Source organism: Streptomyces lydicus (genome assembly GCF_001729485.1).
Lineage (GTDB): Bacteria > Actinomycetota > Actinomycetes > Streptomycetales > Streptomycetaceae > Streptomyces > Streptomyces lydicus_D.
On the sequence record NZ_CP017157.1, the window covers coordinates 918,854 to 944,079 of the forward strand.

General features: G+C 72.2%; 23 protein-coding genes. 12 read left to right on the plus strand and 11 right to left on the minus strand.

Annotated features, from left to right (window positions below; genetic code table 11):
- Positions 1-18: 18 nt before the first annotated feature.
- The 3 genes from SL103_RS04025 to SL103_RS04035 are packed head-to-tail and all read left to right on the plus strand — an operon-like array spanning position 19 to position 3,481.
- Positions 19-990: a COG1470 family protein gene (locus SL103_RS04025; protein WP_069567399.1), complete on the plus strand. Its 972-nt coding sequence runs from the start codon at positions 19-21 to the stop codon at positions 988-990.
- Positions 987-2,051, plus strand: a complete 1,065-nt coding sequence (locus SL103_RS04030; RefSeq protein ID WP_069567400.1) for a hypothetical protein — start codon at positions 987-989, stop codon at positions 2,049-2,051. Before SL103_RS04025 ends, SL103_RS04030 begins: the two co-directional genes overlap by 4 nt.
- Complete coding sequence (locus SL103_RS04035) at positions 2,051-3,481, plus strand: hypothetical protein (protein ID WP_069567401.1); 1,431 nt, start codon at positions 2,051-2,053, stop codon at positions 3,479-3,481. The genes SL103_RS04030 and SL103_RS04035 overlap by 1 nt, the downstream gene beginning before the upstream one ends.
- A 159-nt stretch (positions 3,482-3,640) precedes the next feature.
- Here SL103_RS04035 and SL103_RS04040 read toward each other — a convergent pair whose 3' ends face one another.
- Positions 3,641-5,146, minus strand: a complete 1,506-nt coding sequence (locus SL103_RS04040) for a peptide MFS transporter (protein WP_069567402.1) — start codon at positions 5,144-5,146, stop codon at positions 3,641-3,643.
- Between the two features lie 512 nt (positions 5,147-5,658).
- On the opposite strand from SL103_RS04040, the gene SL103_RS04045 reads away from it, so the two are divergent.
- Together SL103_RS04045 and SL103_RS04050 are read left to right on the plus strand one after the other, a co-directional pair.
- Complete coding sequence (locus SL103_RS04045; RefSeq protein ID WP_033266590.1) at positions 5,659-6,339, plus strand: response regulator transcription factor; 681 nt, start codon at positions 5,659-5,661, stop codon at positions 6,337-6,339.
- A gap of 6 nt (positions 6,340-6,345) precedes the next feature.
- Positions 6,346-7,596, plus strand: coding sequence for an ATP-binding protein (locus SL103_RS04050; protein WP_069567403.1), 1,251 nt, complete (start codon positions 6,346-6,348; stop codon positions 7,594-7,596).
- A gap of 27 nt (positions 7,597-7,623) precedes the next feature.
- Here SL103_RS04050 and SL103_RS04055 read toward each other — a convergent pair whose 3' ends face one another.
- Both SL103_RS04055 and SL103_RS04060 read right to left on the minus strand, forming a co-directional pair.
- Complete coding sequence (locus tag SL103_RS04055; protein WP_069567404.1) at positions 7,624-8,133, minus strand: GtrA family protein; 510 nt, start codon at positions 8,131-8,133, stop codon at positions 7,624-7,626.
- 135 nt (positions 8,134-8,268) lie between these two features.
- On the minus strand, positions 8,269-8,694 hold the full coding sequence (locus SL103_RS04060) for a protease inhibitor I42 family protein (protein WP_244303834.1): 426 nt from the start codon (positions 8,692-8,694) through the stop codon (positions 8,269-8,271).
- 165 nt (positions 8,695-8,859) lie between these two features.
- Here SL103_RS04060 and SL103_RS04065 point away from each other — a divergent pair, with 165 nt between their 5' ends.
- The 3 genes from SL103_RS04065 to SL103_RS04075 are packed head-to-tail and all read left to right on the plus strand — an operon-like array spanning position 8,860 to position 11,779.
- The gene (locus SL103_RS04065) at positions 8,860-10,044 is read left to right on the plus strand and encodes a 5-(carboxyamino)imidazole ribonucleotide synthase (protein ID WP_069567406.1); all 1,185 of its coding nucleotides are present in this window, start codon (positions 8,860-8,862) and stop codon (positions 10,042-10,044) included.
- A complete protein-coding gene (gene purE, locus SL103_RS04070; RefSeq protein WP_069567407.1) occupies positions 10,041-10,580 on the plus strand; it encodes a 5-(carboxyamino)imidazole ribonucleotide mutase in 540 nt (179 codons plus the stop codon). The genes SL103_RS04065 and purE overlap by 4 nt, the downstream gene beginning before the upstream one ends.
- Positions 10,577-11,779 carry a dipeptidase gene (locus SL103_RS04075; RefSeq protein WP_069567408.1) on the plus strand — a complete coding sequence of 401 codons (1,203 nt, stop codon included), beginning with the start codon at positions 10,577-10,579 and terminating at the stop codon, positions 11,777-11,779. Before purE ends, SL103_RS04075 begins: the two co-directional genes overlap by 4 nt.
- A gap of 12 nt (positions 11,780-11,791) precedes the next feature.
- On the opposite strand, the gene SL103_RS04080 is transcribed toward SL103_RS04075, so the two are convergent.
- Complete coding sequence (locus SL103_RS04080) at positions 11,792-12,169, minus strand: VOC family protein (protein ID WP_069567409.1); 378 nt, start codon at positions 12,167-12,169, stop codon at positions 11,792-11,794.
- A gap of 75 nt (positions 12,170-12,244) precedes the next feature.
- Here SL103_RS04080 and SL103_RS04085 point away from each other — a divergent pair, with 75 nt between their 5' ends.
- A complete protein-coding gene (locus SL103_RS04085) occupies positions 12,245-12,811 on the plus strand; it encodes a CGNR zinc finger domain-containing protein (RefSeq protein ID WP_208869826.1) in 567 nt (188 codons plus the stop codon).
- Between the two features lie 4 nt (positions 12,812-12,815).
- Here SL103_RS04085 and SL103_RS04090 read toward each other — a convergent pair whose 3' ends face one another.
- Positions 12,816-14,156, minus strand: coding sequence for a UDP-glucose dehydrogenase family protein (locus SL103_RS04090; protein WP_069567410.1), 1,341 nt, complete (start codon positions 14,154-14,156; stop codon positions 12,816-12,818).
- 207 nt (positions 14,157-14,363) lie between these two features.
- Here SL103_RS04090 and SL103_RS04095 point away from each other — a divergent pair, with 207 nt between their 5' ends.
- The gene (locus SL103_RS04095) at positions 14,364-15,539 is read left to right on the plus strand and encodes an acyl-CoA dehydrogenase family protein (RefSeq protein ID WP_069567411.1); all 1,176 of its coding nucleotides are present in this window, start codon (positions 14,364-14,366) and stop codon (positions 15,537-15,539) included.
- Between the two features lie 65 nt (positions 15,540-15,604).
- Here SL103_RS04095 and SL103_RS04100 read toward each other — a convergent pair whose 3' ends face one another.
- Positions 15,605-16,888 carry an LCP family protein gene (locus SL103_RS04100; RefSeq protein WP_069567412.1) on the minus strand — a complete coding sequence of 428 codons (1,284 nt, stop codon included), beginning with the start codon at positions 16,886-16,888 and terminating at the stop codon, positions 15,605-15,607.
- A gap of 239 nt (positions 16,889-17,127) precedes the next feature.
- Between SL103_RS04100 and SL103_RS04105 the strand changes: the two genes are divergently transcribed.
- Positions 17,128-17,682: an acyl-CoA thioesterase gene (locus SL103_RS04105; RefSeq protein ID WP_069567413.1), complete on the plus strand. Its 555-nt coding sequence runs from the start codon at positions 17,128-17,130 to the stop codon at positions 17,680-17,682.
- Here SL103_RS04105 and SL103_RS04110 read toward each other — a convergent pair.
- From SL103_RS04110 to SL103_RS04120, 3 genes are all read right to left on the minus strand, one after another.
- Positions 17,633-18,214: a VanZ family protein gene (locus SL103_RS04110; RefSeq protein WP_069567414.1), complete on the minus strand. Its 582-nt coding sequence runs from the start codon at positions 18,212-18,214 to the stop codon at positions 17,633-17,635. The genes SL103_RS04105 and SL103_RS04110 overlap by 50 nt on opposite strands.
- 40 nt (positions 18,215-18,254) lie before the next feature.
- Positions 18,255-18,761 carry a hypothetical protein gene (locus SL103_RS04115; protein ID WP_069567415.1) on the minus strand — a complete coding sequence of 169 codons (507 nt, stop codon included), beginning with the start codon at positions 18,759-18,761 and terminating at the stop codon, positions 18,255-18,257.
- A gap of 73 nt (positions 18,762-18,834) precedes the next feature.
- Entirely contained in the window at positions 18,835-20,286 is a 1,452-nt protein-coding gene (locus SL103_RS04120; RefSeq protein ID WP_069567416.1) for an LCP family protein, read from the minus strand.
- A gap of 268 nt (positions 20,287-20,554) precedes the next feature.
- Between SL103_RS04120 and SL103_RS04125 the strand changes: the two genes are divergently transcribed.
- Positions 20,555-21,586 (plus strand): glycosyltransferase family 2 protein, encoded by a 1,032-nt coding sequence (locus SL103_RS04125; RefSeq protein ID WP_069567417.1) that lies wholly within the window; start codon positions 20,555-20,557, stop codon positions 21,584-21,586.
- Positions 21,587-21,640: 54 nt separating this feature from the next.
- Here SL103_RS04125 and SL103_RS04130 read toward each other — a convergent pair whose 3' ends face one another.
- Positions 21,641-23,347: an LCP family protein gene (locus SL103_RS04130; RefSeq protein WP_069567418.1), complete on the minus strand. Its 1,707-nt coding sequence runs from the start codon at positions 23,345-23,347 to the stop codon at positions 21,641-21,643.
- Between the two features lie 71 nt (positions 23,348-23,418).
- Complete coding sequence (locus SL103_RS04135; protein WP_069567419.1) at positions 23,419-25,188, minus strand: LCP family protein; 1,770 nt, start codon at positions 25,186-25,188, stop codon at positions 23,419-23,421.
- Between the last annotated feature and the right edge of the window lie 38 nt (positions 25,189-25,226).

Below are 25,226 nucleotides of genomic sequence, written 5' to 3' on the forward strand. Positions count from 1 at the left end.
GAGCACCAGGAGCCGCCGATGCCGTCCCGTCCTCGCACAGCGCTCCGCGGCGCGGCCCTCGCGGCAGCCGCCGGCCTGCTGTGCCCCGCCCCGGCCGCGGCCGCGCCGGCCGGCCCCGGCTGGTCCGCCGCGCCCGCGCCCGCCGCCGGGGCCGCCCCGGGCCCGCAGGACCGCACGTACTTCTACCTGGAGGGCGCGCCGGGCACCGTCATGACCGACCGGCTGTCCCTCGGCAACCCCACCGGACGCGCCGTCACCGTCCGGCTGCGCGGCTCCGGGACCGGCTCGTGGCTCGCGCTCGCCGCACGGGAGGTGAGGGTCCCGGCGCGGACCCGCGCGAGCGTCCCGTTCACGGTCACGGTGCCGCGCGACGCCGCCCCCGGCGAGCACCCCGGCACGCTCGTCGCGTCCAGTGGCGGACCGGACGGCCGGCGGGCCGCCGTACCGGTCCATCTGCGGGTGACCGGGCCGCGGCTGGCGGCACTGACCGTCGAGAACGTGTCGGTGAGCGGCCGGGGGAGCGCCGCGGTCATCCGGTACACGCTGGTCAACCGCGGCAACACGGCGCTCGATCCGCGGCTCGCCGTGCGCGCCGACGGGGTGTTCGGGCCGGTGCTGCGGCGCCCCGCCCGCCCGCTGCCGTCCCGGCTGCTGCCCGGCCGGCGCGTCGAACGGACGGAGAACTGGCCGGATCCGCCCGCGCTGGACGCGGTCGCGGTGCGGCTCACGGTGACCGCGCAGGGCGGCGCGTACGGGTCCGCCACGGCCTCGTACGCGCCGGTCGCGTGGGGCGCCCCCGCCGGCGCGGCGCTCGTGCTGGCGGCGGGGGCGGGTGGCCTGGTGGCCGTACGGCGACGGCGCCGCGCCGCGAAGGGCGGTACGGCGCCGGGCGGTCGGGCCGCCGGCGGTCGGGACCCCGGCCGGGACGAGGCCGAAGAGGCCGGAGCAGCAGGGCAGTTGGCGGGGTCGGCGGCAGGAGGGCGGGCGTGAACGGCGGGGCGGAGCGGCAGACGGGCACACCGGCCGGGGCCGGCCGGACCACGGCCCCCAGCGGGCGGCGGGCCACGGCCGTGCCGGCGCTGTGCGCCGCGCTGGCGCTGGCCCTGGCGCTGCTGCCGGCCGTCGCCGGGGCGGCCGACCGGGCCGACGACGGCCCGCGCACGCTGCAGCTCTCCCGCAAGGAGGCCGGCAAGGGCGGCAGCATCACGGTGACCGGCCGCGGCTGGCGGCCCAAGGCCCTGCTCACCCTGCTGATCTGCGGGCAGAACATGATCGGCGGCACCAACTCCTGTGCGAACGGGGACGGACGGGCCGTCACCACCGACGCGCACGGTGCCTTCCGCCGGAGCCTGCCGGTCGCCGAGCCGCCCAAGCCCTGCCCCTGTGTGGTGCACGTGGCGACCGTGACGGGTGAACCGGACGCCGCGGACGCCGCGTTCAAGGTCGCGGGCCATCCGGTGGCACCGCTGCCCGACGAACGCACCGGCGGCCGGCTGACGGTGCTCGCCCCGCCCCGGCTGACGGGCAGCAGCGGCCTGCTGACGTGGTTCGGCGCCCCGCCGCAGCGGGAGCTGACCGTCACGGTCGGCAACGTCGGCTCGGTGCCGGCCAAGGACCCGGTCTTCGCGGTCGGCACCGCGCACGGCGTCCTCGCCCCCGAGTGGGAGGAGCAGCAGTGGCGGGGGACCGTACCCGCCGGGAAGAAGGCCGAGGTCAGGCTGCCGGTCGAGCTGGCGGCCGGCGCGCACGGCGACTATCTGGTCTCTCTGAAGTACGGCGACAAGGTCCTGGTCGAGCAGCCCTGGGGTGTCGGCAGGCCCTGGGGCGTGACGCTCTTCTGGGTGCTGTTGTGCCTGGTGATCCCCACGGCGGTGTTCCGCATCGGCATGGCGATCGTGGACCGGGTACGGCCGCGCCGTACGGCACGCACTGCCACCGCACAGCGCACCACGCCGGCCGGCGGATCCGCCGCGCTGCCGTGGTTCACCCCGGACACCGCACCGTCCACCACCACATCAACCGAACGACCGACGTCGAAAGGTTCTGCGTGATGAGGCAACGGAGGAGAGCTGCGGTGGCCTCGGCGGCCGCGCTGGTGCTCGCGGGCGCGGGCGTGCTGACCGCGGCCGGCACCGCCCGGGCAGCGGAGGTGTCGTACAAGACGGAGTGTCTGCCGCCGCCGATATCGGGGCTGCCGCCGATCGAGGGCACCACGAAGGTGGACGTCAGCGCGCCCGCGACGGCGAAGGTGGGGGACGAGATCACGGTGGTCCTCAAGACGGTGGAGGGGGCGTCCAAGAACCCCGACATCCTCGACCTGGGCGAGAACACCGTGCAGCCCACCGGCACGATCAAGGTGGCCGGGGCACAGACCGGCGATCTGCCGATGCAGGGACCGCGGCAGAACCCGCCGATCCCCAAGGGCAGTCCGATGAAGCTGTCCGACATGACGGGCAAGCTGAAGCTGACCAAGCCCGGTGAGGTCACCCTGACGCCCGGCTTCTACAACATCAACGTCAACAAGCCGATCTCCACGGACACCAAGTGCTCGCCCAAGGAGACGGTGCGGCCCGCGGTCACCATCAAGGTCACCGACGGCGGGGGCACCACCACCGGCGGTACGACGGGCGGCACCGGCGGCGGCAGCACGGGCGGTTCGACCAGCGGCACCACCGGCGGTTCGACGGCCGGCACCAGCGGCGGCACCAGCGGCGGCGCGGCGGGTGGCGGTACGGACGGCGGGACGAGCGGCGGCACCGCGGGCACGTCCGGCGGCAGCGGCGGAACGACCGGCGGCAGCGGCGGCGACCCCGACGGCACCGCGTACAAGGGCAAGGAAATCCAGGTCCCGTACGCCTGCAAGACCCCCATCGGGGACAAGAAGGCGACCTCGCCGGTCCAGATCAACGCGGTGAAGAAGGGCGGCGGTTACGACCTGACGGTGCAGTTCAAGAAGTCCGTCATGAACAGTCCCGCGGACATCCCCAAGGACTCGGTCAAGCCGTCCATGGACGTCAAGGTCGGCGGCGCGGACAAGGGTTCGGTCAAGGTGACCGGCCCGACCAACGCCCAGCCGATCAAGTCGGGCGACCCGATCACGGTCCCCGACCTGAAGGGCACCTACAAGCCGGGCGCCACCGGCAAGGCCACGCTGACCCCGGGCGTGCTCACCGTCAACGCCCTGGGGACGACCACCACCTGCACCCCGGAGAAGGACCCGGGCGTCTCGCTCGCCCTGGACACCTCGGCGCAGCAGGGCGGTACGTCCGGGGGCTCGGCGGGCGGCGCCGCGGCCTCCGGCGGCAGCGCGGCGGGGCCGGCCAGTGTCTCGGGCGGCAGCGGCAGCAGCGGCGGCCTCGCGGAGACCGGTGCCGGCGACCACGGCGCGCTGACCGCCCTCGGCCTCCTCGCCGGGACGGCCGTCCTGCTGGGCGGTGCGGTCTTCACGTTCCTGCCGCGGCGCCGGACCCGGATCCGCTGACGGGGCGGCACCTCGACGGCACCCGTGGGCCGTGCGGCCGCACCGCGCGTACGGCCGCACGGCCCGCACGGGCCGGACACCCCGCACGAGACGCACGAAGGGGGGCGTCGCACCGGCGGTGCGACGCCCCCCTCTCGCGCTGTCAGGGGCCGGCAGGCGTCAGTTGACGCTGCCCATCATCTGCTTGACCCGCTTGCGGGACATCCAGATGCCGAGGCCGGCGACCACCGCGAGGGCGGCCTCGACGGCGACCGAGCCCGAGGTGTTCAGATCGACGTTCAGCTGCGGGGAGGTCAGCAGACCCGCCACCGAGTCTCCCGCGGTGACCGCGAGGAACCAGACACCCATCATCTGGGAGCTGTACTTGGCGGGCGCCATCTTCGTGGTGACCGACAGGCCGACCGGGGAGAGGCACAGCTCACCGACGGTCTGGATGAAGTAGATCGCCACCAGCCACATCGGGCTGACCTTCCCGCCGTTGCCGGCGGTGTCGAACAGCGGGATCAGGAAGACGCCGAAGGAGATGCCGATCAGCGCGAGGCTGGACGCGAACTTGACCGCGGTGCTCGGCTCCTTGCCGCGCTTGTTCAGCCACAGCCACCCCGAGGCGACCAGCGGGGCGAGCGCCATGATGAAGATCGGGTTCAGCGACTGGTACCACGACGTCGGGAAGTGGAAGCCCAGCAGGTCGTTCGTCGTGGAGTTCTCACCGAAGATCGAGAGCGTCGAGCCGTTCTGGTCGTAGATCATCCAGAAGACGGCGGCGACCACGAAGAACCAGATGTAGCCGGAGAGCTTGGACTGCTCCAGGTTGCTGAGCTCCTTGTCCCGCTTCATGCGGAACAGGACCGCGATCGGGATGACCAGACCGGCGATGGTGATCGGCATCAGCGCCCAGTCGGCGAAGTTACCGGTCACCGCGAGCACGGTGTAGAACACGGCCGCGACGATGAGCCAGATCAGGCCCTTGCGCAGCACGGAGGTCTTCTCCTCCGGCGTCGCGGGCTGGGCGACGACGCTGCTCTCCGCGCTCAGGTGGCGGGTGCCGAGCATGAACTGGGCGAGGCCGAGCGCCATGCCGACGGCGGCGAGCGTGAAGCCGAAGTGCCAGTTGACGTTCTCGCCGACGGTGCCGATGCTCAGCGGCGCCAGGAACGCGCCCAGGTTGATGCCGATGTAGAAGAGCGTGAAGCCACCGTCACGGCGCGGGTCCTCCGGGCCGTTGTAGAGGTGGCCGACCATCGTGGAGATGTTCGCCTTCAGCAGGCCGGAGCCGAGCGCGACCAGCACGAGGCCGGCGAAGAAGCTCGCCGAGGTGGGGAGCGCGAGCGTGATGTGGCCGGCGATGACGACACCGGCGCCGATGGCGACCGTCTTGCGCGGCCCCCAGAAGCGGTCCGCCATCCAACCGCCCGGCATCGCGAGCAGGTAGACCATCGCCATGTACACGGAGTAGATCGCCGTGGCCGTGGTGGCCTGCATGTGCATGCCGCCGGGCGCGATCAGGTACAGCGGGAGTAGGGCCTTCATGCCGTAGAAGCTGAAGCGCTCCCACATCTCGGTCATGAAGAGAGTGGCCAGTCCGCGGGGGTGGCCGAAGAAGGTTTTGCCGCCGTCGACAGGGTTCCCCTGCTTGGCCGCGTCCTTCGTCAGGCTGGACGCCATGGTGGTTCCTTGCTGCTCGGGACGCGTTCGAAGGCCGTTACGCGCCCGGTGGGGGTGACCGGCACCGGCGTGGACCTGCCCACCCTCACGTCCGGGAGGTGCGAAGCCGCTCGACATCGAGACAGCATCGGCAGAACGGTCCGACACCGGGATCCACGCCCCCCGTGCTGCTAGCGCGGTGGACCCGGTCGACAGGTCAATCACTGTGTATCGGATCCGGTGGTTCCGGAACCGCACACAACGAGGGACCGGCGACGACTGGTGCGTCACGGCCCCACTGGTTGTGCATTGGACGTTCCGCCCACCATACGTCCGGTTCACCTTCTGTTGGCCGCCGTGAGACAACGGTCACACTGCCGCCGGGAACCATGTGCGCCCCCTCGTACGACCGCGCCCGCCCGCGTGCGCCGCACGCGTCGCAGCTCAGGACGGCTCCGGTGCAGGAACGGTCCGCCTCGGCCATCCGTGCAGGTCCGCCCCTCGGGCGTGACGCATCGGACTACCATCGGCCCATGACCCGTGTACTGCTCGCCGAGGATGACGCGTCCATCTCGGAGCCGCTCGCCCGCGCACTGCGCCGCGAGGGTTACGAAGTCGAGGTGCGCGAGGACGGCCCGACGGCGCTCGACGCCGGTCTCCAGGGCAACATCGACCTCGTCGTCCTGGACCTGGGGCTGCCCGGCATGGACGGCCTGGAGGTCGCCCGCCGGCTGCGCAACGAAGGCCATTCCTTCCCCATCCTGGTGCTGACCGCGCGCGCCGACGAGGTGGACACCGTCGTCGGCCTGGACGCCGGTGCCGACGACTACGTCACCAAGCCCTTCCGGCTCGCCGAACTCCTCGCCCGGGTACGGGCCCTGCTGCGCCGCGGTTCCACCGCCGAGCCCCAGCAGCCCCCCGCCACCCACGGCGTGCGGATCGACGTCGAGTCGCACCGCGCCTGGATGGGCGAGGAGGAACTCCAGCTCACGGCGAAGGAGTTCGACCTGCTGCGGGTCCTGGTGCGGGACGCGGGCCGGGTCGTCACCCGCGACCAGCTGATGCGCGAGGTCTGGGACACCACCTGGTGGTCGTCCACGAAGACGCTCGACATGCACATCTCCTGGCTGCGCAAGAAGCTCGGGGACGACGCCGCCAACCCCCGCTACATCGCCACCGTCCGCGGAGTCGGCTTCCGCTTCGAGAAGAGCTAGGGGCCCGTGCGCCGCCGCCTGATCAACTCCACGCTCGCCGTGGTGCTCGTCGTGATCGCCGTCTTCGGTGTCTCGCTCGTCATCGTCGAGACCCGCACGATCCAGTCGGGGGCCCAGGAGAGCGTGGCCTCCGAGGCGGTCCGGCTCGTCGGAATAGTGGAGAGCCGGCTCGGCGGCGGCGAGAAGATCACCCCCGACGTCCTCTCCGAGCAGATCACCGCCAAGCGGCATGCCGAGATCAAGGTGCCCGGCAAGCCGCCGATCGAGATCGGGCAGCGGCCGGTGGGCGAGGTCATCCAGTCCACGGTGCGCGGCGACCGCGGCGAGTCCGTCACGGTCCAGGAGTCCCGCTCCACGATCAGCTCGGAGGTCGGCCGGACGCTGCTGGTCATCCTCGCCGTGGCGCTGCTGGCGATCCTCGCCGCCGTCGTGCTGGCCGTACGCCAGGCCCGCCGGCTGACCGCACCGCTGACCGACCTCGCCGAGACCGCCGAGCGCCTCGGCTCCGGCGACCCCCGCCCGCGCCACCGCCGCTACGGCGTCCAGGAGCTCGACCGGGTCGCCGACGTGCTGGACGCCAGCGCCGAGCGGATCGCGCGGATGCTCACCGCCGAGCGGCGGCTGGCCGCCGACGCCTCCCATCAGCTGCGTACGCCGCTGACCGCGCTGTCCATGCGGCTGGAGGAGATCACCCTCACCGACGACCCGGACACCGTGAAGGAAGAGGCCACCATCGCGCTGGCGCAGGTGGAGCGGCTGACCGACGTCGTCCAGCGGCTGCTGACCAACTCCCGCGACCCGCGCACCGGCTCCGCGGTGGCCTTCGACCTCGACGAGGTGGTCAAGCAGCAGATCGAGGAGTGGCGGCCGGCCTACCGCAGCGCCGGGCGGGCCATCGTCCGCTCCGGCAAGAAGGGCCTGCGGGCCGTCGGCACCCCGGGCGCGGTCGCCCAGGTGCTCGCCACGCTGATCGAGAACTCGCTGATGCACGGCGACGGGACGGTCGCGCTGCGTACCCGCGTCACCGGCAACCAGGCGGTCGTCGAGGTGACCGACGCGGGGCCCGGGGTGCCGCCGGACCTCGGCTCACGGGTCTTCGAGCGGACGGTCTCCGGCCGCAACTCCACCGGGCTGGGGCTCGCCGTCGCCCGGGACCTGGCCGAGGCGGACGGCGGACGACTGGAGCTGCTCCAGCAGCACCCGCCGGTCTTCGCGCTGTTCCTGGCCCGCGAGGCGGAGCCGGTCGCCGAGGAGTGACCCGGCCCGGGTCGCCCGGGGGCGCCGCTACTTCCGCGAGGCGCTGCGCGGCCGGTGCGCGCCGTCGGCGAGGAAGGACTCCGCCGTCTCGATCGCCTCGCGGGCGGGCAGCGTGCGGAAGACCCAGGTGCGGTAGGACCAGAAGCGGAAGAGCGTGGCCAGGGCGATGCCCAGGAACTTGAAGACGTTGCTCTGCAGCGGGCTGTCCCAGTGGAACGCGTACGTCGCGACGTAGAGCAGGCCGTTCTCGATGACCAGGCCGATGGCGCTGAACAGCAGGAAGAGCGTGAGTTCCTTGGTGCGGCCCTGCTTGTCGCGGTCGCGGTAGGTGAAGTAGCGGTAACCGAGGTAGTTGGTGCCGGTCGCCACGACGGTGGCGATGATGCTGGCCCGCACGACGGGCACCTCGGTCCAGTGCCGGACGAGGTTGAACACCGCGAAGTTGACCACGACGCCGGCGCCGCCGACCGCACCGAACTTCATCAGCTCGCGACAGAGCGCCGCCAACCGCACGCGCAGTGCGCTCCGTTCACTCATGGTGATCGTTCAGCTCCCTGACGTGGACGGTGTTCGCGGGCCGTCAACCCTGCCCCGCACCCTCATGCTAACCACGCCCGGATGGCGGTGCCCGCCGCCTTGCGGTTGCGCGCCACCGCCCGCCGGGGCGGGCGGTCAGCCGACCCTGACACGGAAGTTGAGGGTGCGGGCGCCCGGCTCGTCGGCGGCGCCGGCGGCACAGGCCCGGCAGCGCAGCAGCCGTAAGTCCGTCCGGCCGGGGCGGACCGCCTCGAAGTCGAGGTGGCGCGTGGTGCCGGCCGCGGGCGGGCCGCCGGGGACCTCGCGGCGGCCCGTCGTCCTGAGGACGGCCGGGTCGGGGCGGGGCTCGGCGATGATCCAGCGGTAGCCGCCGGCCGGCTCGTCGGGGACCCGCACGCTGAAGTGGTCGCCCGCGGAAACCGCGATCTCGGTGTCGTCCGCGTCGAAGACCTCCGGCGCGGAAAGCTGGCTGAAAACGGAGTACAGGGCGATCAGCAGCCCGGCGACCGCGACCACGGTCACCAGGGTCCTGCCACCCCGCGATATGCCGCTGTTCTCCATCCGGCCTCCCCTTGACCGGGCCCGCGCCCGGCACCCCTCGCACACCCGTGCCCGATCGGTAATGCGCTGAGTCGATCTTCCCTTGCCGCTCTTCGAACGTGCGAACTCGGAGGATCATCCAAGCCGGGGTCGGGGCAGCGGCGCCGTGCGGATACCCTGGGGAGCGTGACGTTCCCGGTAGTCGGCATGGTGGGCGGCGGTCAGCTCGCCCGTATGACCCACGAGGCGGGTATCCCCCTCGGCATCAAGTTCAAGCTCCTCAGTGACACTCCGCAGGATTCAGCGGCCCAGGTGGTCAGCGAGGTCGTCGTCGGCGACTACCGCGACCTGGACACGCTGCGCGCCTTCGCGCGCGGCTGCGACGTGCTCACCTTCGACCACGAGCACGTGCCCACCGAGCACCTGCGGGCCCTGGAGGCGGACGGCGTGCCCGTCCGGCCCGGGCCCGAGGCGCTGGTGCACGCCCAGGACAAGGGGGTGATGCGGGCGAAGCTGGACGCGATCGGCGTCCCCTGTCCGCGTCACCGCATCGTCTCCGACCCCGAGGACGTGGCCCGTTTCGCGGCCGAGGTCAGCGGGCGCGGCGCCGATGAGGGGAGGTGGCCGGACGACGGTTCGGGCGGCTTCCCCGTGGTCCTCAAGACCGTCCGCGGCGGCTATGACGGCAAGGGCGTATGGGTCGTGCGATCCTCCAAGGAGGCCGAGGAACCCTTCCGCGCCGGAGTGCCGGTCCTTGCGGAGGAAAAGGTCGATTTCGCCCGCGAACTGGCGGCCAACATCGTCCGCTCCCCGCACGGCCAGGCCGTCGCCTACCCCGTGGTGGAGTCCATCCAGGTCAACGGGGTCTGCGACACCGTGATCGCGCCGGCGCCCGGCCTCGACCCCGAGCAGGCCGCCCACGCCCAGGAGCTGGCGCTTCGGATCGGCCAGGAGCTGGGCGTCGTCGGCCACCTGGCCGTCGAGCTCTTCGAAACCACCGACGGCCGCATCCTGGTCAACGAACTCGCCATGCGTCCGCACAACTCCGGCCACTGGACCCAGGACGGCGCGATCACCTCGCAGTTCGCCAACCACGTCCGTGCCGTGCTCGACCTCCCGCTCGGCGACCCGCGCCCGCGCGCCCGCTGGACGGTGATGGCCAACGTCCTCGGCGGCGACTATCCCGACATGTACTCCGCGTACCTGCATTGCATGGCACGGGACCCGCAGCTGAAGATCCATATGTACGGCAAGGACGTGAAGCCCGGTCGTAAGGTCGGGCACGTCAACACCTACGGCGACGACCTGGCGGAGGTGCGCGAGCGCGCCGCACACGCCGCCGGCTACCTGCGAGGAACGATCACCGAATGACATCTCCCGCGTCCCCCCTCGTCGGCATCGTCATGGGTTCCGACTCCGACTGGCCCGTCATGGAGGCCGCCGCCCAGGCCCTCGCCGAGTTCGAGATCCCCTACGAGGTCGACGTCGTCTCGGCGCACCGGATGCCGCGCGAGATGATCGCGTACGGCGAGGACGCCGCCGACCGCGGCCTGAAGGCGATCATCGCGGGGGCCGGCGGCGCGGCCCACCTCCCCGGCATGCTCGCGTCCGTCACCCCGCTGCCGGTCATCGGCGTCCCGGTCCCGCTCAAGTACCTCGACGGGATGGACTCGCTGCTGTCCATCGTGCAGATGCCGGCCGGTGTGCCGGTCGCCACCGTCTCGGTCGGCGGGGCCCGCAACGCCGGACTGCTCGCCGCCCGGATGCTCGCCGTGCACGACACCGAACTCCTCGGCCGGATGCGGGACTTCCAGCAGGAGCTGAACGAGCAGGCCACCGAGAAGGGCAAGCGGCTGCGCAACAAGGTCGCCAGCCCCGGCGGTTTCGGCTTCGGCGGCGGCAAGTGAGCTCCGCGGGGGACGCCGCGCGGGACCTGCTCGCGCGCTGGCCGGTCGTGGACGGCCACAACGACCTGCCCTGGGCGCTGCGCGAGCAGGTCCGCTACGACCTGGACCGGCGCGACATCGCCGCCGACCAGTCCGCCCACCTGCACACGGACCTGCCGAGGCTGCGGGCGGGCGGCGTCGGCGCGCAGTTCTGGTCGGTCTACGTCCGCGCCGACTACGCGGGCGACACGGCGGTCAGCGCCACCCTCGAACAGATCGACGTGGTCCGGCAGTTGGTCGACCGCTACCCGGACGAGCTGCGTCTGGTGCTCGACGCCGACGGCATGGAGGCGGCCCGCGCAGACGGCCGGATCGCCTCCCTCATGGGCGCCGAGGGCGGCCACTCCATCAACAACTCGCTGGCCACGCTGCGCGCGCTGCACAGGCTGGGCGTGCGCTACCTGACCCTCACCCACAACGACACCATCGACTGGGCGGACTCCGCGACCGACGAACCCCGCCACGGGGGCCTGAGCGCCTTCGGTGAAGAGGTCGTCCGCGAGATGAACCGCTGCGGGATGCTGGTCGACCTCTCGCACGTCTCCGCCGACACCATGCGCGACGCCCTGCGGGTCAGCACCGCGCCGGTGATCTTCTCGCACTCCTCCTCGCGGGCGGTGTGCGACCACCCCCGCAACATCCCCGACGACGTGCTCGCCCAGCTGCCCGCCAACGGCGGCGTCGCGATGGTCACGTTCGTCCCGAAGTTCGTGCTGCCCGCCGCCGTCGAGTGGACGCTGCGGGCGGACGAGAACATGCGCGCCCACGGCCTGCACCACCTCGACACCACCGAGGCCGGGATGGCCGTCCAGCGGGCCTTCGAGGCCGCCGACCCGCGGCCGAGGGCCACCGTGGCGACCGTCGCCGACCACCTCGACCACATGCGCGAGGTCGCCGGCGTCGATCACCTGGGGATCGGCGGGGACTTCGACGGCACCGCCTTCACCCCGGACGGCCTGGCCGATGTGGCCGGCTACCCGAACCTGATCGCCGAACTGCAGGACCGCAAGTGGTCCGAGGGCGATCTGGCCAAGCTGACCTGGCAGAACGCGGTCCGTACGCTGCGCGCGGCGGAGGACGTGGCGCGCGCCGAGCAGCGCCGGCGCGGCCCGTCCCACGCCACGATCGAGCAGCTGGACGGCGTGCCCGCCGCTCCTTGAGCGGGCCCGCCGTTACGTGAAGCAGAGACAGAAGGGGTGCCCGACCGGGTCGAGATAGACCCGGAAGTTGCGCACCCCTTCGTCGTGCTGGACGAGCTTCGCGCCGAGCTCGGTGACCTTGCGCTCGGCCTCGTCGATGCGGTCCCGCGGTACGTCGAAGTCCAGGTGCAGCTGCTGCGGTACGTCCTGGCCGGGCCACTGCGGCGGCCGGTAGCCCTCGTCCACCCGTTGGAAGGCCAGGGTCCGGCCGTCCGGCCCGGCGACCTCGACCCACTCGCCGTCCCCGCCGTCGTCCGTCACGCGCCAGTCGAGCGCCGCGGCGTAGAACGCGGCCAGCTCCCGGGGGGCGGGACAGTCCAGTGCGACGACGCCGAGAGTGATCAGACTCATGGCGTTACCTCCTTATCTCTCCAACCGGTAACCTCTCGTTACTGCATGATGGCAGCAATCGGTAACATCGCAAGGGTGGCATCCCGAAAAGCCCCGGATTCCCTGCTGCTGGTGCAGGACCTGGTGAACACGCTCGACGTGGAGACCGGCGAAGACGCGCTGGCGGCACCCGACGGCCCGGCCGTCTTCCTGCGCGACCACGACGCGCCCGGACTCCCGCCCGACGAGCCGGAGCCGGGAGCCGTCGCGGCACTCCAGGAGCTGCGCGAGGCGCTCCGGGAGGTCTGTCTGGCGCACACCGCGGGCACCCCCGTACCCGCGCCGGCGGCCCGCGCGCTGAACCGGCTGCTGGCCGCCGCGCCGCTGGTCCTGGACGTGGCTCCGGACGGCGGCGCCGCGCTGTGCCCGGCCGCCGGGCTGCGGGGCACCGCCCGCCTCACCGCCCGTATCGCCGCCGGCATCGCGACCGCGGTCGCCGACGGCAGCTGGCAGCGGCTCAAGGCGTGCGAGGCGCACGACTGCCGCTGGGTCTTCTACGACCGGAGCCCGGCCGGCCGCAGCCGCTGGTGCACCATGGCGGTCTGCGGCAGCCGGGCGAAGATGCGGAGCTACCGCGCCCGCCGCGCGGAGTCCGACACGTAGGGGGTCAGGCGCGCGGGCGGCCCAGGGCGCGGTACGTCCAGCCGGCCTTCCGCCACAGCTGCGGGTCCAGGGCGTTGCGGCCGTCCAGGATGCGGCGCTCGGCGACCACCTCGCCCAGGACCGCCGGGTCCAGCTCGCGGAACTCGCGCCACTCGGTCAGGTGCAGCACCACGTCGGCGCCGCGCACCGCCTCCAGCGCGCTGTCCGCGTACGCCAGCGTCGGGAAGAGCCGCCGGGCGTTCTCCATGCCCTTCGGGTCGTACACGGTGACCTGGCCGCCCTGGAGGTGGATCTGGCCGGCCACGTTGAGCGCGGGGGAGTCGCGGACGTCGTCCGAGTCCGGCTTGAAGGTCGCGCCGAGGACGGCGACCCGCTTGCCGAGGAAGCCGCCGCCGACCGCGTCCCGGGTCAGCTCCACCATGTGGCCGCGGCGCCGCATGTTGATCGAGTCGATCTCGCGCAGGAACGTCAGCGCCTGGTCGGCGCCCAGCTCACCGGCGCGCGCCATGAAGGCCCGCAGGTCCTTGGGCAGGCAGCCGCCGCCGAAGCCGATGCCGGCGCGGAGGAACTTCTTGCCGATCCGCTCGTCGTGCCCGATCGCCTCGGCCAGCTTCGCCACGTCGCCGTCGGCGGCCTCGCACACCTCGGCCATCGCGTTGATGAAGGAGATCTTGGTGGCCAGGAAGGAGTTGGCGGAGGTCTTCACCAGCTCGGCGGTCGGGTAGTCCATGACGATGAACGGGGAGCCCTCGGCGATCGGGGTGGCGTACACCTCGCGCAGCAGCTCCTCGGCCCGCTCACCGGCCACACCGGCCACGATCCGGTCCGGGTGCAGGGTGTCCTCGACGGCGAAGCCCTCGCGCAGGAACTCCGGGTTCCAGGCCAGCTCGGCGTCCGCGCCCGCGGGGGCCGCCGCGGCCAGCCGCTCGGCGAGCCGGGCCGCGCTGCCCACCGGCACCGTCGACTTGCCGACCACCAGCGTGGGCCGGGTCAGATGCGGCGCCAGCGCGTCGAAGGCGCGGTCGACGTACGACATGTCACAGGCGTACTCACCGTGCTTCTGCGGGGTGTTCACGCAGACGAAGTGCACATCGCCGAACGCCCCGGCCTCCTCGTAGGAGGTGGTGAAGCGCAGCCGGCCGGTGGACCCCTCGATCCCGGCGACGTGCCGGCGCAGCAGCTCCTCCAGGCCCGGCTCGTACATCGGGACCTCGCCGCGCTGCAGCATCTCGATCTTCTCGGGCACCACGTCGAGCCCCAGCACCTCGAAGCCCAGCTCGGCCATGGCCGCGGCGTGGGTGGCACCGAGGTAGCCGGTGCCGATCACGGTGATCTTGAGGGGCATGAACGCTCCAGAAGCTGACGGGAAAGGGCGCGGACCGAGCATAGTCGCGCGCGGAACGCCCTACTCCAGCCGTGGTGCGGGCGCACGGGTAACTGTCGGCAACCTCACGTATCCGGAGACGGGGTCCGGGACCTAGAATCCGGGGTGGACACGGGTTACTTAACGGTAGTTAGCACTGGCATTCACCTCACAGGGGAGTGAGAAACGTTGGCGGGAACCGCTGATTTCGATCTGTACCGGACGTCGGAGGAGCACGACATGCTCCGCGAGTCGGTGCGCTCGCTCGCCGAGGCGAAGATCGCGCCGTTCGCCGCCGAGGTGGACGAGGAGGGTCGCTTCCCGCAGGAGGCGCGCGACGCGCTGACCCTGAACGACCTGCACGCCGTCCACGTCCCCGAGGCGTACGGCGGCGCCGGCGCCGACGCGCTGGCCACGGTCATCGTCATCGAGGAGGTCGCCCGGGTCTGTGCCTCGTCCTCCCTGATACCGGCGGTCAACAAGCTCGGCTCGCTGCCGGTGATCCTCTCCGGCTCCGAGGAGCTGAAGAAGAAGTACCTGGGCCCGCTGGCCAAGGGCGACGCGATGTTCTCGTACGCGCTCAGCGAGCCGGACGCGGGCTCCGACGCCGCGGGCATGAAGACCCGGGCGGTTCGTGACGGCGACCACTACATCCTCAACGGCGTCAAGCGCTGGATCACCAACGCCGGCGTCAGCGAGTACTACACGGTGATGGCCGTCACCGACCCCGAGAAGCGCTCCAAGGGCATCTCGGCGTTCGTCGTCGAGAAGGGCGACGAGGGCGTCTCCTTCGGCGCCCCGGAGAAGAAGCTCGGCATCAAGGGCTCCCCGACCCGTGAGGTCTACCTCGACAACGTCCGGATCCCGGCCGACCGCCTGATAGGCGCCGAGGGCACCGGCTTCGCCACCGCCATGAAGACCCTGGACCACACCCGCATCACCATCGCGGCCCAGGCGCTCGGCATAGCCCAGGGCGCCCTGGACTACGCCAAGGGCTACGTCCAGGAGCGCAAGCAGTTCGGCAAGCCGATCGGCGACTTCCAGGGCGTCCAGTTCATGCTCGCCGACATGGCGATGAAGCTGGAGGCCGCCCGTCAGCTGACGTACGCCGCGGCCGCCCGCTCCGAGCGGATCTCGGCCGGCGGCAAGGGCGAGGACCTGACGTTCTTCGGTGCCGCGGCCAAGTGCTACGCCTCCGACGCCGCCATGGAGATCACCACCGACGCCGTCCAGCTGCTCGGCGGCTACGGCTACACCCGCGACTACCCGCTGGAGCGGATGATGCGGGACGCCAAGATCACCCAGATCTACGAGGGCACCAACCAGGTCCAGCGCATCGTCATGGCGCGCAACCTGCCGCAGTGAGCGGATGACGAGAGGGCCCCGGATCGCCGTCGCGATCCGGGGCCCTCTCGTCGTGCGGCCGGCGGTCAGTTACCGCTGACCGTGACCTTCTCGTCGTTGTTCAGCTGCTGCACCAGCTGCTGCAGCTTGGCCTTGTCCCAGACCAGGTTGCCGCCGGTGGAGCCGGAGACCGGCATGTTCATCGACTTGCCCTCGCCGCCGGTGACGCCCTTCATCGCGAAGAACATCTCGCCCAGGTCCCACAGGCTCATGTCCTTGTCGACGACGAGGGTGTCCAGGCCGGCGCCCATCGTCGGGTAGAGCTTGAAGGGGTTGAGCACGGTGGCGGGGGTGGCCGTCTGGCTCGCCAGCGCGGACAGGAACTTCTGCTGGTTCTTCGTGCGGTCCAGGTCACTGCCCGCGAAGGCGTGCCGGGTACGGACGAAGGCGAGCGCCTGCTGGCCGTTGAGGGTCTGCTTGCCCGCCGGGAAGTCGGCGCCCGACCACTTGTCCTTGAACGCCTTGGGGATGTTCAGCTCCACACCGCCGATGGCGTCGACGATGTTCGCGAAGCCGGCGAAACCGATCTCGACGTAGTGGTCGATGTGCAGGTGGGTGTTGGACTCGACGGTCCGCACCAGCAGCTCGGGGCCGTCCTCGGCGTAGGCCGCGTTCAGCTTGGTGTGCCGGCCGGTGCCCGGGTACTTCTTGCCGGAGTCCGAGCCGACGAAGGAGGGTATCTCGACGTCCGAGTCACGCGGCAGCGAGATCAGCGTCGGGCCGTTGCTGCCGTCGTGCAGGATCATCATCGAGTCGGTCCGCTTGCCCTCGGCGGAGCCGGTGTGCAGCTTCTTCTTGTCCGCCGCGGTCATGCCCTCACGGCTGTCCGAGCCGACGATCAGGTAGTTCGTGCCGTCGCCCGTCGCCGGCCGGTCGATGACCTTGCTCAGGTCGACCTGGCGGCGCAGCTTGCCGTCGGCCCAGAAGTACGTGGCCACCGACCCGACCAGCAGCACCGCGACCAGGGTGAGCACGGTCCACTTGATGCGCCGGCCCCATCGGGGGCGCGGCCGGCCGCCGTAGCCGTCGTCGTGGCCGCCCCCGCCGCGGCCACCTCCGCCGCCGTAGACCTGGCCGGTGTTGTAACCGTCGTACGCGTCGTCGTAGCCCTGGGACTGTTGCGGCGGCACGCCGGCGCCCCCGCGCGGGGACATCGACGGCGGGAGCGGGGGCTCGTGCCGCTGATAGCCGGGGGCCGCGTCGCGCCGCACCTGCGGCATCGCCCGCGCACCCTCCGGATCGGCACTGCTGCCGCGTCCGTACCTGTTGCCGCTCTGGTCGCCGGACCACCCGTTGGGCCACTCATTCATACGGGGAAGTGTGCACGGCTCCGGGGGTGCTCCCATAGGGCGGGTGCCGGATCGGGGCGGGGCTGTTGCAGAGCTGATGCAAAGGCACGGCCGCCTTCCAGCGCATATGGGAAGCGGATGTGACCTTTACGACCCTGCCGATGGAAGCATCCATTCCGGATGGTTTCCGGCTGGACGGCGAGACCTGTGTCACGTACGGAGGGGACGGGCGCCCTCCGGTCCCCGCTTACGCTGGCTGCATGACCGAACTCGTCACCAGCGACCCCGACGGTGAGCTCGTGGGCAAGCCCACCTCCGTGTCCCGCATCACGCTCAGCCACATCATGACGGCCGGCGACACGAACCTCCTCGGGTCGGTGCACGGCGGCGTGATCATGAAACTGGTCGACGACGCCGCGGGCGCGGTGGCCGGACGCCACTCCGGCGGCCCGGCCGTGACCGCCTCCATGGACGAGATGGCCTTCCTGGAGCCGGTCCGGATCGGGGACCTCGTCCACGTCCGCGCCCAGGTCAACTGGACCGGCCGGTCCTCGATGGAGGTCGGCGTGCGGGTCCTGGCCGAGCGGTGGAACGAGTCCAGCCCCGCCCAGCAGGTCGGCTCCGCCTACCTCGTCTTCGCCGCCGTCGACGAGCACGGCAAGCCGCGCCGGGTGCCCCCGGTGGTCCCCGAGACCGAGCGGGACAAGCGCCGCTACCAGGAGGCGCAGATCCGCCGTACGCACCGCCTCGCCCGGCGCCGCGCGATCAAGGAGCTGCGCGAACGGCGCGCCGCGGAAGGACTCGACGACGCATGACGGTCACCGCCAGCTGACCGAGCAGCCCGATACCTGCGCCGATCACGGTGCCGGCCGCCGCGCACAGCACGTCGTCGACATCGGCGATCCGCCCGGCCCGCATCAGCAGCTGCGCCGTCTCGATCACCAGGCACAGCCCCACCCCCAGCAGGAACGCCGCGGCGGCCGGCACCCGCGGCGCCGCGAACCGCAGCAGCAGCGGCGCCGGCAGGAACAGTGCGGCGTTGGCGGCCTGCCGCCGCACCAGCATCGCCAGCTCCGCGGGCTCCAGCCGGGCCCCCAGGTCGAGCAGCCCCTCACCGGGCCGCCACCACACCGTCGCGTCCCCCGAGCCGATCGGCTGGGTCGGCGCGAGCGTCGCCACCAGGAGCAGCAGCAGCCAGCCGGCCAGCAGCGCCCGGGCGGTGGCGCGCGGCGCGCCGCTGGCCGGGGCGAGGGCGGCCCACAGGGCGAAGCCCACCGCCAGGCCCAGGGCCGCGACGAGGAAGAGCGTCACGGTGGTGGGGGTGATGCCCAGCACGACCTGCCACACGAGGCGCACCTTTCCGAAAGGTCCGGCATCCCGGACGACGTCAGCTACAGCTCCACTTGGTGACGTAGAACGCCTCCCCGTGCTCCATGACGCCGCGGATGCACTCGTCCGCGAGCATCTCCACCCGGCCGCTCAGCACCACCGCGCCGCCCTGCGTCCGCCGGGTGCCGAACCAGCCGGGGAACGCCGTGATCCGGGTGTTCTTGCGCTGGTAGCCGAGCCGCACGGTGATCTCGTCGGCGCCGTCCCGCCCGTCGTCCCCCGCGAGCGCCCCGGCGGGAGCCGCGCGGCCCCGGCCCGCGGTGTGCCGCCGGTAGGCCGCGGTGTAGGTCCCGTCGGACCCCACCGGACCGCTCAGACACAGCTGGCCGCGCACCAGGTCCCCGCAGCCGGTCGGCGCGTCGGGCGCCGGCGGGGCCGCCGCGGCGGTCGCCGCCACCAGGCACAGCGCCGCGGCGGCCACCACGGCCCGGCGCGCGCGGCGGCGGGCGTCCGGCCGGCGGGCGGGCGGCCCGGACAGGGTGCGGCGGGGTGCGGGCACGCTCATGCCGCACCCCCGCTCCGCCCGGCCCCGCACGTGCGGGGCAGGCACCTGCCGACGACGGGCCCGCTCCGCCCGCTCATGGGCACACGGCCTCGTCGCCGGTGATCGCCGAGAGCGCGCCGGGCCTCGGCTCCGGCTCCTCGGCCCGTACCCGCTTGACCGTGGTGTGGTTCCGGCCGACCGTCACCCGCATCGCCGGCCCCAGCCCGGCCACCGGCCGCAGCTCGGCGCCCGGCAGCGCAGCGGCCAGCGACCGGGCCGAGCGGTCCCAGCGCGGGTCGTAGGCGATGACCGTACGGTCGACCCGGCCGAGCGCGGAGTTCCCGGGGGTGCCGACGGTGGCGAACCCCGTGGCGCCGAGCTGCTGGGCCACCGCGGCCCCCAGCCCCGCCCGGTCGGTGCCGTTGTCGACCTGCACCTGGATCTGGCCCGGCGGCACGTCCACGACCGTGGCACGCGGCTCCTTGCGGTCGTGGTGCACCGCGATCGGCCGGTCCTCGCGGATCGCCCGGAACAGCCGCGGCGCCGCCACCGGATCCCACCGCACGGTCGAGCCGACGCCCGGCACCGGCTGGGCCAGGTTCCCCAGCGGCACCGAGGTGAACTCCGACGACGACGGGGTGAAGCCCCGCATCGCCTGTCCCAGGTCGACCAGGTCGTTGGCCCCGAAGCCCGAGTCGGCGCGGACGGACTTGAGCATCGTGTCGGCGACGTCCTTGAAGCGGATCGGGTTCATCAGCACTCCGGAGGAGGTGATCTTGTGGATGAGGGCCGCCAGGAAGCGCTGTTGGCGCTGCATCCGGCCGAGGTCCGCGGAGCCGTCGATGTGCCGCGAGCGCACGTACTGGAGCGCCTGACCCCCGTTGAGCTGCGACTTCCCGACCGGCAGACGCAGCCCCGTATAGCTGTCGCGCAGGGGTCGTACGGTGCAGATCTCCACCCCGCCGACCGCGTCCACGCTGCGCATGAAGCTGGTGAAATCGACCTCCAGGTAGTGGTCGATGTGCACCCCCGTCATGTGCTCGACGGTCCGCACGGTCAGGTTGGGGCCGCCCTCCGCGTACGCCGCGTTCAGCTTGATGGCGTGCTGCGGGCGCAGCCGCCCGGTCACCGCGTCGGTGTGCGCGGGCACCTCGGCGTAGGAGTCCCGCGGCAGGCTGACGACGCTGGCGCGGTCCCGGTCGGCGGACAGGTGCACCAGCATCAGGGTGTCGGTGCAGTGACATGGCGCGCCGCCCAGGTGGTACCTGCGCTTCTCCTCGCCGGTGAGCTTGTCCCGCCCGTCCGTGCCGACGACCAGGAAGTTCAGCCCGTCACCGCCCCCGGGCCGGTCGCTCATCCCCTTGAAGGCGTCCACCCGCCCGATGCCGCTCTCCACCCCGGTGACCATCGCGTGCCCCACGCCGCTCGCGGCCAGCAGCACCACGGACGCGACGGCGCCGATCCGCAGCCCCCACCGCCGGCCCGACGCACCGCGGTGCGTCTCGGGCCGGGCGGCCGGGTCGGGGGAGCGGAACGGCGCTGTCACGGGGGACACCTCCGCGGCTGGCCGGGCGTGAGCGGCGCCCGGCGGGGGAGCGGTCGGGGAACGGGGTGGTGGGGAGGAAACCGGCGCGTGCACCGTAAGCCCATACGATCTGCTGCAAAGCGCCACACGCCGGACATCGGCCGCCCGCCCACCCGGCTGCGTCCGAGGGTGTCCCCCATTCGCGGTAACGTGAGGCGCGATACTGCAGTCTCCCGGCGGGCGCTGCCGTCGCTGGCGGCTCCGCCGCGGGCCGTACCCCCGAGGAACCATGCCGCAGCAGCAGCCCCCGGCCGTCTCCGTGATCATGCCGGTGCTCAATGAGGAACGACACCTGCGCAATTCGGTCCGGCACATCCTGGAGCAGGAGTACGCCGGCGAGATGGAGGTGGTGATCGCCCTCGGCCCGTCCACGGACCGGACCGACGAGATCGCCGCCGAGCTGGTGGCCGAAGACCCCCGGGTGCACACCGTGCCCAACCCCACGGGCCGCACCCCCGCCGCGCTCAACGCCGCGATCAAGGCGTCCCGGCACCCCATCGTGGTGCGCGTCGACGGTCACGGCATGCTCTCGCCCAACTACATCGCCACCGCGGTGCGCCTCCTGGAGGAGACCGGCGCGGCGAACGTCGGCGGCATCATGCACGCCGAGGGCGAGAACGCCTGGGAGGACGCGGTCGCCGCCGCGATGACCGCCAGGATCGGCGTGGGCAACGCGGCCTTTCACACCGGCGGCGCGGCCGGCCCGGCGGAGACGGTCTACCTGGGCGTGTTCCGCCGCGACGCCCTGGAGCAGCAGGGCGGCTACAACGAGGAGTTCATCCGCGCCCAGGACTGGGAGCTGAACTTCCGCATCCGCGAGGCCGGCGGCCAGATCTGGTTCTCGCCCGAGCTGAAGGTCCAGTACCGGCCGCGCCCGAGCATCAAGGCGCTGGCCAAGCAGTACAAGGACTACGGCAAGTGGCGGCACGTCGTCGCCCGCTACCACGCCGGCTCGATCAACCTCCGCTACCTCGCCCCGCCGACCGCGGTCTGCGCGATCGCCGCGGGCCTCGTGGTGGGCGCGGCCGTCACCCCCTGGGGCTTCGTCGTCCCCGCCGGCTACCTCGCGGCCATCACCGCGGGCTCCCTCCCCGCCGGCAAGGGCCTCTCCCTCAAGGCCCGGGCCCAGATCCCGGTCGCGCTGGCCACCATGCACATGTCCTGGGGCCTGGGCTTCCTCACCAGCCCCCGTTCGCTCGCCAAGCGGGTCATCGCCAGCCGCCGCCCCGCGGTACTGGCTCCGGCGGCCGGGGCGGAGTAGCGGACCGGCCGGGCGGGCGGGTGCGCGCGGTACGTCGCCGCGCCCGCCGGCCCGTCAGAAGGAGTACTGCGGATTCACCTTCATGCACGCCTTGGTGTCCTCGCCGTTGAGGGCGTCGGCGCTGTCGGGGGCCTTGTCCGCGGTCTTCCCGCCGTCCTGCTGCTTCGGGTACGCGGTGCCGCTGCGCCAGTCGTTGCCCACCACCAGCCGCATCCCGGTGGCCGAACTCGACTCCCGCACCGCGCTCTTGGGCAGCCCGAGCGCCTTGGCGACGGCCAGCGCGTCACCGCGCCGGGCCGCGTCGTGGTAGGTGAGCGTGGTGTCGGCCTGGCTGGTGAGCACGGAGTTGGTGGACGCCGCGCCGTAGCCGAGGTTCGCCAGCTGCTGCTGGACGACCTTGGCGCGCCCGGAAGCCGGACCGCTGACCGTGCTGTTGGTGCCGTTCTGGACGACAACCTCCAGCTGGTCCTTGGGCGTTGACGCCTTGGGGTCGCCGGCCGGCTTCTTCTTCCGGTCCTTGCCGTCGAGCGCGGTGTCGTTGCGCAGCAGCGCGAAGGTCGCGTCCGCGTCGCCGGGCTTGGGCAGGACGTACGCCTCCCCGGGGCCGTAGACCCAGGGCATGGTCACCATCGTGATCCGCTTGGTCGGTACCCGGCTGAGGTCACCGCCCAGGTCGTAGAGCTTCTTGACGGTGTCGAGCCCGTCGTCGACGGTCAGCGCCTTGGTCGCGGCCTCCGCCAGGTCCCGCAGCTGGCCGGGGTTGGTGAGCTTGGTGCCCTTCTTCAGCTGGCGGACCATCGAGTTCATGTACATGTGCTGGGCCTTGGCCCGGCCGATGTCGGTGTTGTCCTCGAAGCCGTAGCGCGTGCGCAGCCACTGCAGGGCCTGCACGCCCTTGACCGGGTGGGTGCCCTTGGTGAGCCGCAGACCGCTGCCGTGGCCCTTGCTGTCGTGCGAGTAGACGTTGTTGTCGACGCAGACCGGGACGCCGCCGATGGCGTCGGCCATGTCCACCACACCGGAGAAGTCGACCATCATGAAGTGGTCGATGTAGACGCCGGTCAGCTCCTGCCAGGTGGCGAGGGTGCAGCCCGGGCCGCCGTGCTGGAGCGACTGGTTGATGGCTCCGGTGGTCTGGGGGTAGACCGCGCCGTTCTTCGGGTCGGTGCACTTGGGGATCGTCACCCGGGTGTCCCGCGGGATGGAGAGCACCGACATGCTGCTGCGGTCGGCGGAGACGTGCACCAGCATCTGGACGTCGGCCAGCGGCTTGCGGTCCGCGTCCTGACGGGCGCCGCCGAGCTCGATGTTCTTCTTGCTGTTCCGGCCGTCGGAGCCCAGCAGCAGGATGTTCAGCGGGGTCTGCCCGAACGCGTTGGGGTCCGGCTTCTTCAGGCCGTTGCCGCCCAGGGAGCGGGGCGCCTTGCGGAGGTTCGCGTTGAGGTGCTCGTAGTACCAGTAGCCGGCGCCGGCCGCGCCCACCAGGACGACGGCGACCGTCAGCGCGGTCCAGCGCAGCACCTTGCGGCCCTTGCCCTTGCGCGGGCGGCCCCCTTTGCGGTGGCCCCCGGCGTCGGCACCGTCATCGTTCCCGGCACCGTCGCCGGCCGGCACGGCGCTGCCCTCGGGCGGCGTCCAGCCGGGCGCGTCCGGCGGCAGCCCCTTGTCCTCGTAGAGGCTGTCGTCCCAGCCCAGTTCCTGCGCGTCCGGTTGGCGCCGGCGCCGCCGTGATCTGTCACCACGCACACTGCTCTGCCGCATTGGGCCCTCTCCCCGTTGTCAGTTGGGTGGTGCGCCCGGCCGCCTTCGCAGGCGGCCGGAGTCCGCTCAGCTCACTTGGCGCAGACGTTCTTGTCGTCCGCGTTGACGTTCTGCACGTTGTCCGGCATCTCGGTCGGCGCCGTGATCGGCGACCCCGGGGCGGTGAAGTCCTTGCCGAGGACGAGCTTCATCGGCACGCGGTCACCCGCGTCCTGCGAGGACTTCTTCAGCGCGCTCTTGGGCAGACCCATCCAGTCGGCCAGGGTGGCGGCCTGGTCGGCCTGGTTCGGGGCGTATTCCAGACGTGTCGCGGACAGCTTGGTCGGGGCGTTGCCGGCATTGGTGGACAGCCGGGCGCCCTTGCTGTTCTGGAGCCAGTCCACGGTCTCCTGCGCCGAGCCGATCGGGCCGCCGCCGTTGGTCACGTCCACCCGCACCAGCTCCGGCGGGGCCTTCTTGACCGACCCGGAGCCCTTCTTGCCCTTCTTGCCCTTGGCCAGGGCGTGGTCGGCCCGCACCATCGCGAACAGCGGGTCCGCCTTCGCCTTGTCCAGGATGACGGTGGCCGGGTCGTTGGGGTTGTCCAGCACCGGCACCGTGGCGAAGGTGATCTTGTCGATGTTGACCCGCTTGAGGTCCTGGCCGAAGTCCAGCAGCTTCGACGCGCTCCCGATGCCGGTGTCGACGGTCAGCGCCTTGGTCGCCGCCTGGCTCACGGCGTAGAGCTTGCTCGGGCTGCTGAAGGCGTCGGACTTCAGCTTGCGGATCAGCGAGCTGAGGAACTGCTGCTGCATCTTGATCCGGTCCAGGTCGCTGCCGAATCCGATGGCGTGCCGGGTGCGGACGAACGCCAGCGCCTGCTCGCCCTTGACGACGTGCCGGCCGGCCTTCAGCCGCAGGTGCGACTTGGGGTCGTTGAGGTCCTTGGCGGCGCACACCTCGACGCCGTCCACCGCGGTGGAGAGCTCCTTGACCGCGTTGAAGTCGGCCATCATGAAGTGGTCGATCTTCAGGCCGGTCAGCTTCTCGACGGTCCGCCAGGTGCAGCCGGGGTCCCGGCCCTCCTGGCCCAGGCTGGTGTTGAAACGCACCCCGTGCTCGCCGGGGATCGTCTTCTTCGTCCCGTCCTTCTGCTTGGTCGGGCAGTCGGGGATGTCGGTGATCATGTCGCGCGGAATGCTCAGCGCGGTGGCGTTCGACCGGTCCTTGGAGATGTGCATCAGCAGCGTGGTGTCCGCGTGCCCGACGCTGCCGGCGTCGCCGTAGCCCGAATTGCCCTTGCCGGAGCGGGCGTCCGTGCCGATGATCAGGACGTTCACCGGGCCGTCGGAGACCGCGTCGTTCTCCACGCCGACGTCGACCTTGTTGATGTTGCCGTTCAGCTGTTGGTACAGGTAGAACGCGCCGCCGCAGCCCGCGACGAGGACGAAGCCCACCACGCCGGCCGTCCAGTACAGGACCTTCTTCTTGCCGGACGCCTTCGGCTTGGCCTTGCGACGGCTCGCCGGGCCCGCGACCGAGGCCGAGGCCGCACGGCTGCCGGCCCGGCGCGCGGCCCGGCCGCCCGAGGGCCGCTCGTCCGCCTCGTCCGCGCCCCGCCCACCGCGGCGGCCGCCGCCCTGGGTCGGCAGCGGACGGGTGTCGGTGTCACCGACCTCGTCGCCACCCGGCTTGCGCGCGGCGCGTCTTGAGCCGGGCGCCCTGCGGTCGGAGGGCCGAGCGGGCGCTTGACCGGCAGGGTCAAGTCGCAGCTCGTAGTTGCCGGTGTCCGGATCGAACACCCACTGATCGGCGGGGTCGACGTTGTTGTCGCCCGCCTGCCCACGGCCTTGCGCGTCCACGGTGCCTTGAGTCCTCCGTCGGTGCCACGCGGCGCCAT

Coding starts and splice junctions, on each gene's coding strand:
- SL103_RS04025 (WP_069567399.1), top strand. CDS start 19: ATGCCGTCCCGTCCTCGCACAGCGCTCCGCGGCGCGGCCCTCGCGGCA.
- SL103_RS04035 (WP_069567401.1), top strand. CDS start 2,051: ATGAGGCAACGGAGGAGAGCTGCGGTGGCCTCGGCGGCCGCGCTGGTG.
- SL103_RS04040 (WP_069567402.1), bottom strand. CDS start 5,146: ATGGCGTCCAGCCTGACGAAGGACGCGGCCAAGCAGGGGAACCCTGTC.
- SL103_RS04045 (WP_033266590.1), top strand. CDS start 5,659: ATGACCCGTGTACTGCTCGCCGAGGATGACGCGTCCATCTCGGAGCCG.
- SL103_RS04055 (WP_069567404.1), bottom strand. CDS start 8,133: ATGAGTGAACGGAGCGCACTGCGCGTGCGGTTGGCGGCGCTCTGTCGC.
- SL103_RS04060 (WP_244303834.1), bottom strand. CDS start 8,694: ATGGAGAACAGCGGCATATCGCGGGGTGGCAGGACCCTGGTGACCGTG.
- purE (WP_069567407.1), top strand. CDS start 10,041: ATGACATCTCCCGCGTCCCCCCTCGTCGGCATCGTCATGGGTTCCGAC.
- SL103_RS04080 (WP_069567409.1), bottom strand. CDS start 12,169: ATGAGTCTGATCACTCTCGGCGTCGTCGCACTGGACTGTCCCGCCCCC.
- SL103_RS04090 (WP_069567410.1), bottom strand. CDS start 14,156: ATGCCCCTCAAGATCACCGTGATCGGCACCGGCTACCTCGGTGCCACC.
- SL103_RS04100 (WP_069567412.1), bottom strand. CDS start 16,888: ATGAATGAGTGGCCCAACGGGTGGTCCGGCGACCAGAGCGGCAACAGG.
- SL103_RS04105 (WP_069567413.1), top strand. CDS start 17,128: ATGACCGAACTCGTCACCAGCGACCCCGACGGTGAGCTCGTGGGCAAG.
- SL103_RS04115 (WP_069567415.1), bottom strand. CDS start 18,761: ATGAGCGTGCCCGCACCCCGCCGCACCCTGTCCGGGCCGCCCGCCCGC.
- SL103_RS04125 (WP_069567417.1), top strand. CDS start 20,555: ATGCCGCAGCAGCAGCCCCCGGCCGTCTCCGTGATCATGCCGGTGCTC.
- SL103_RS04130 (WP_069567418.1), bottom strand. CDS start 23,347: ATGCGGCAGAGCAGTGTGCGTGGTGACAGATCACGGCGGCGCCGGCGC.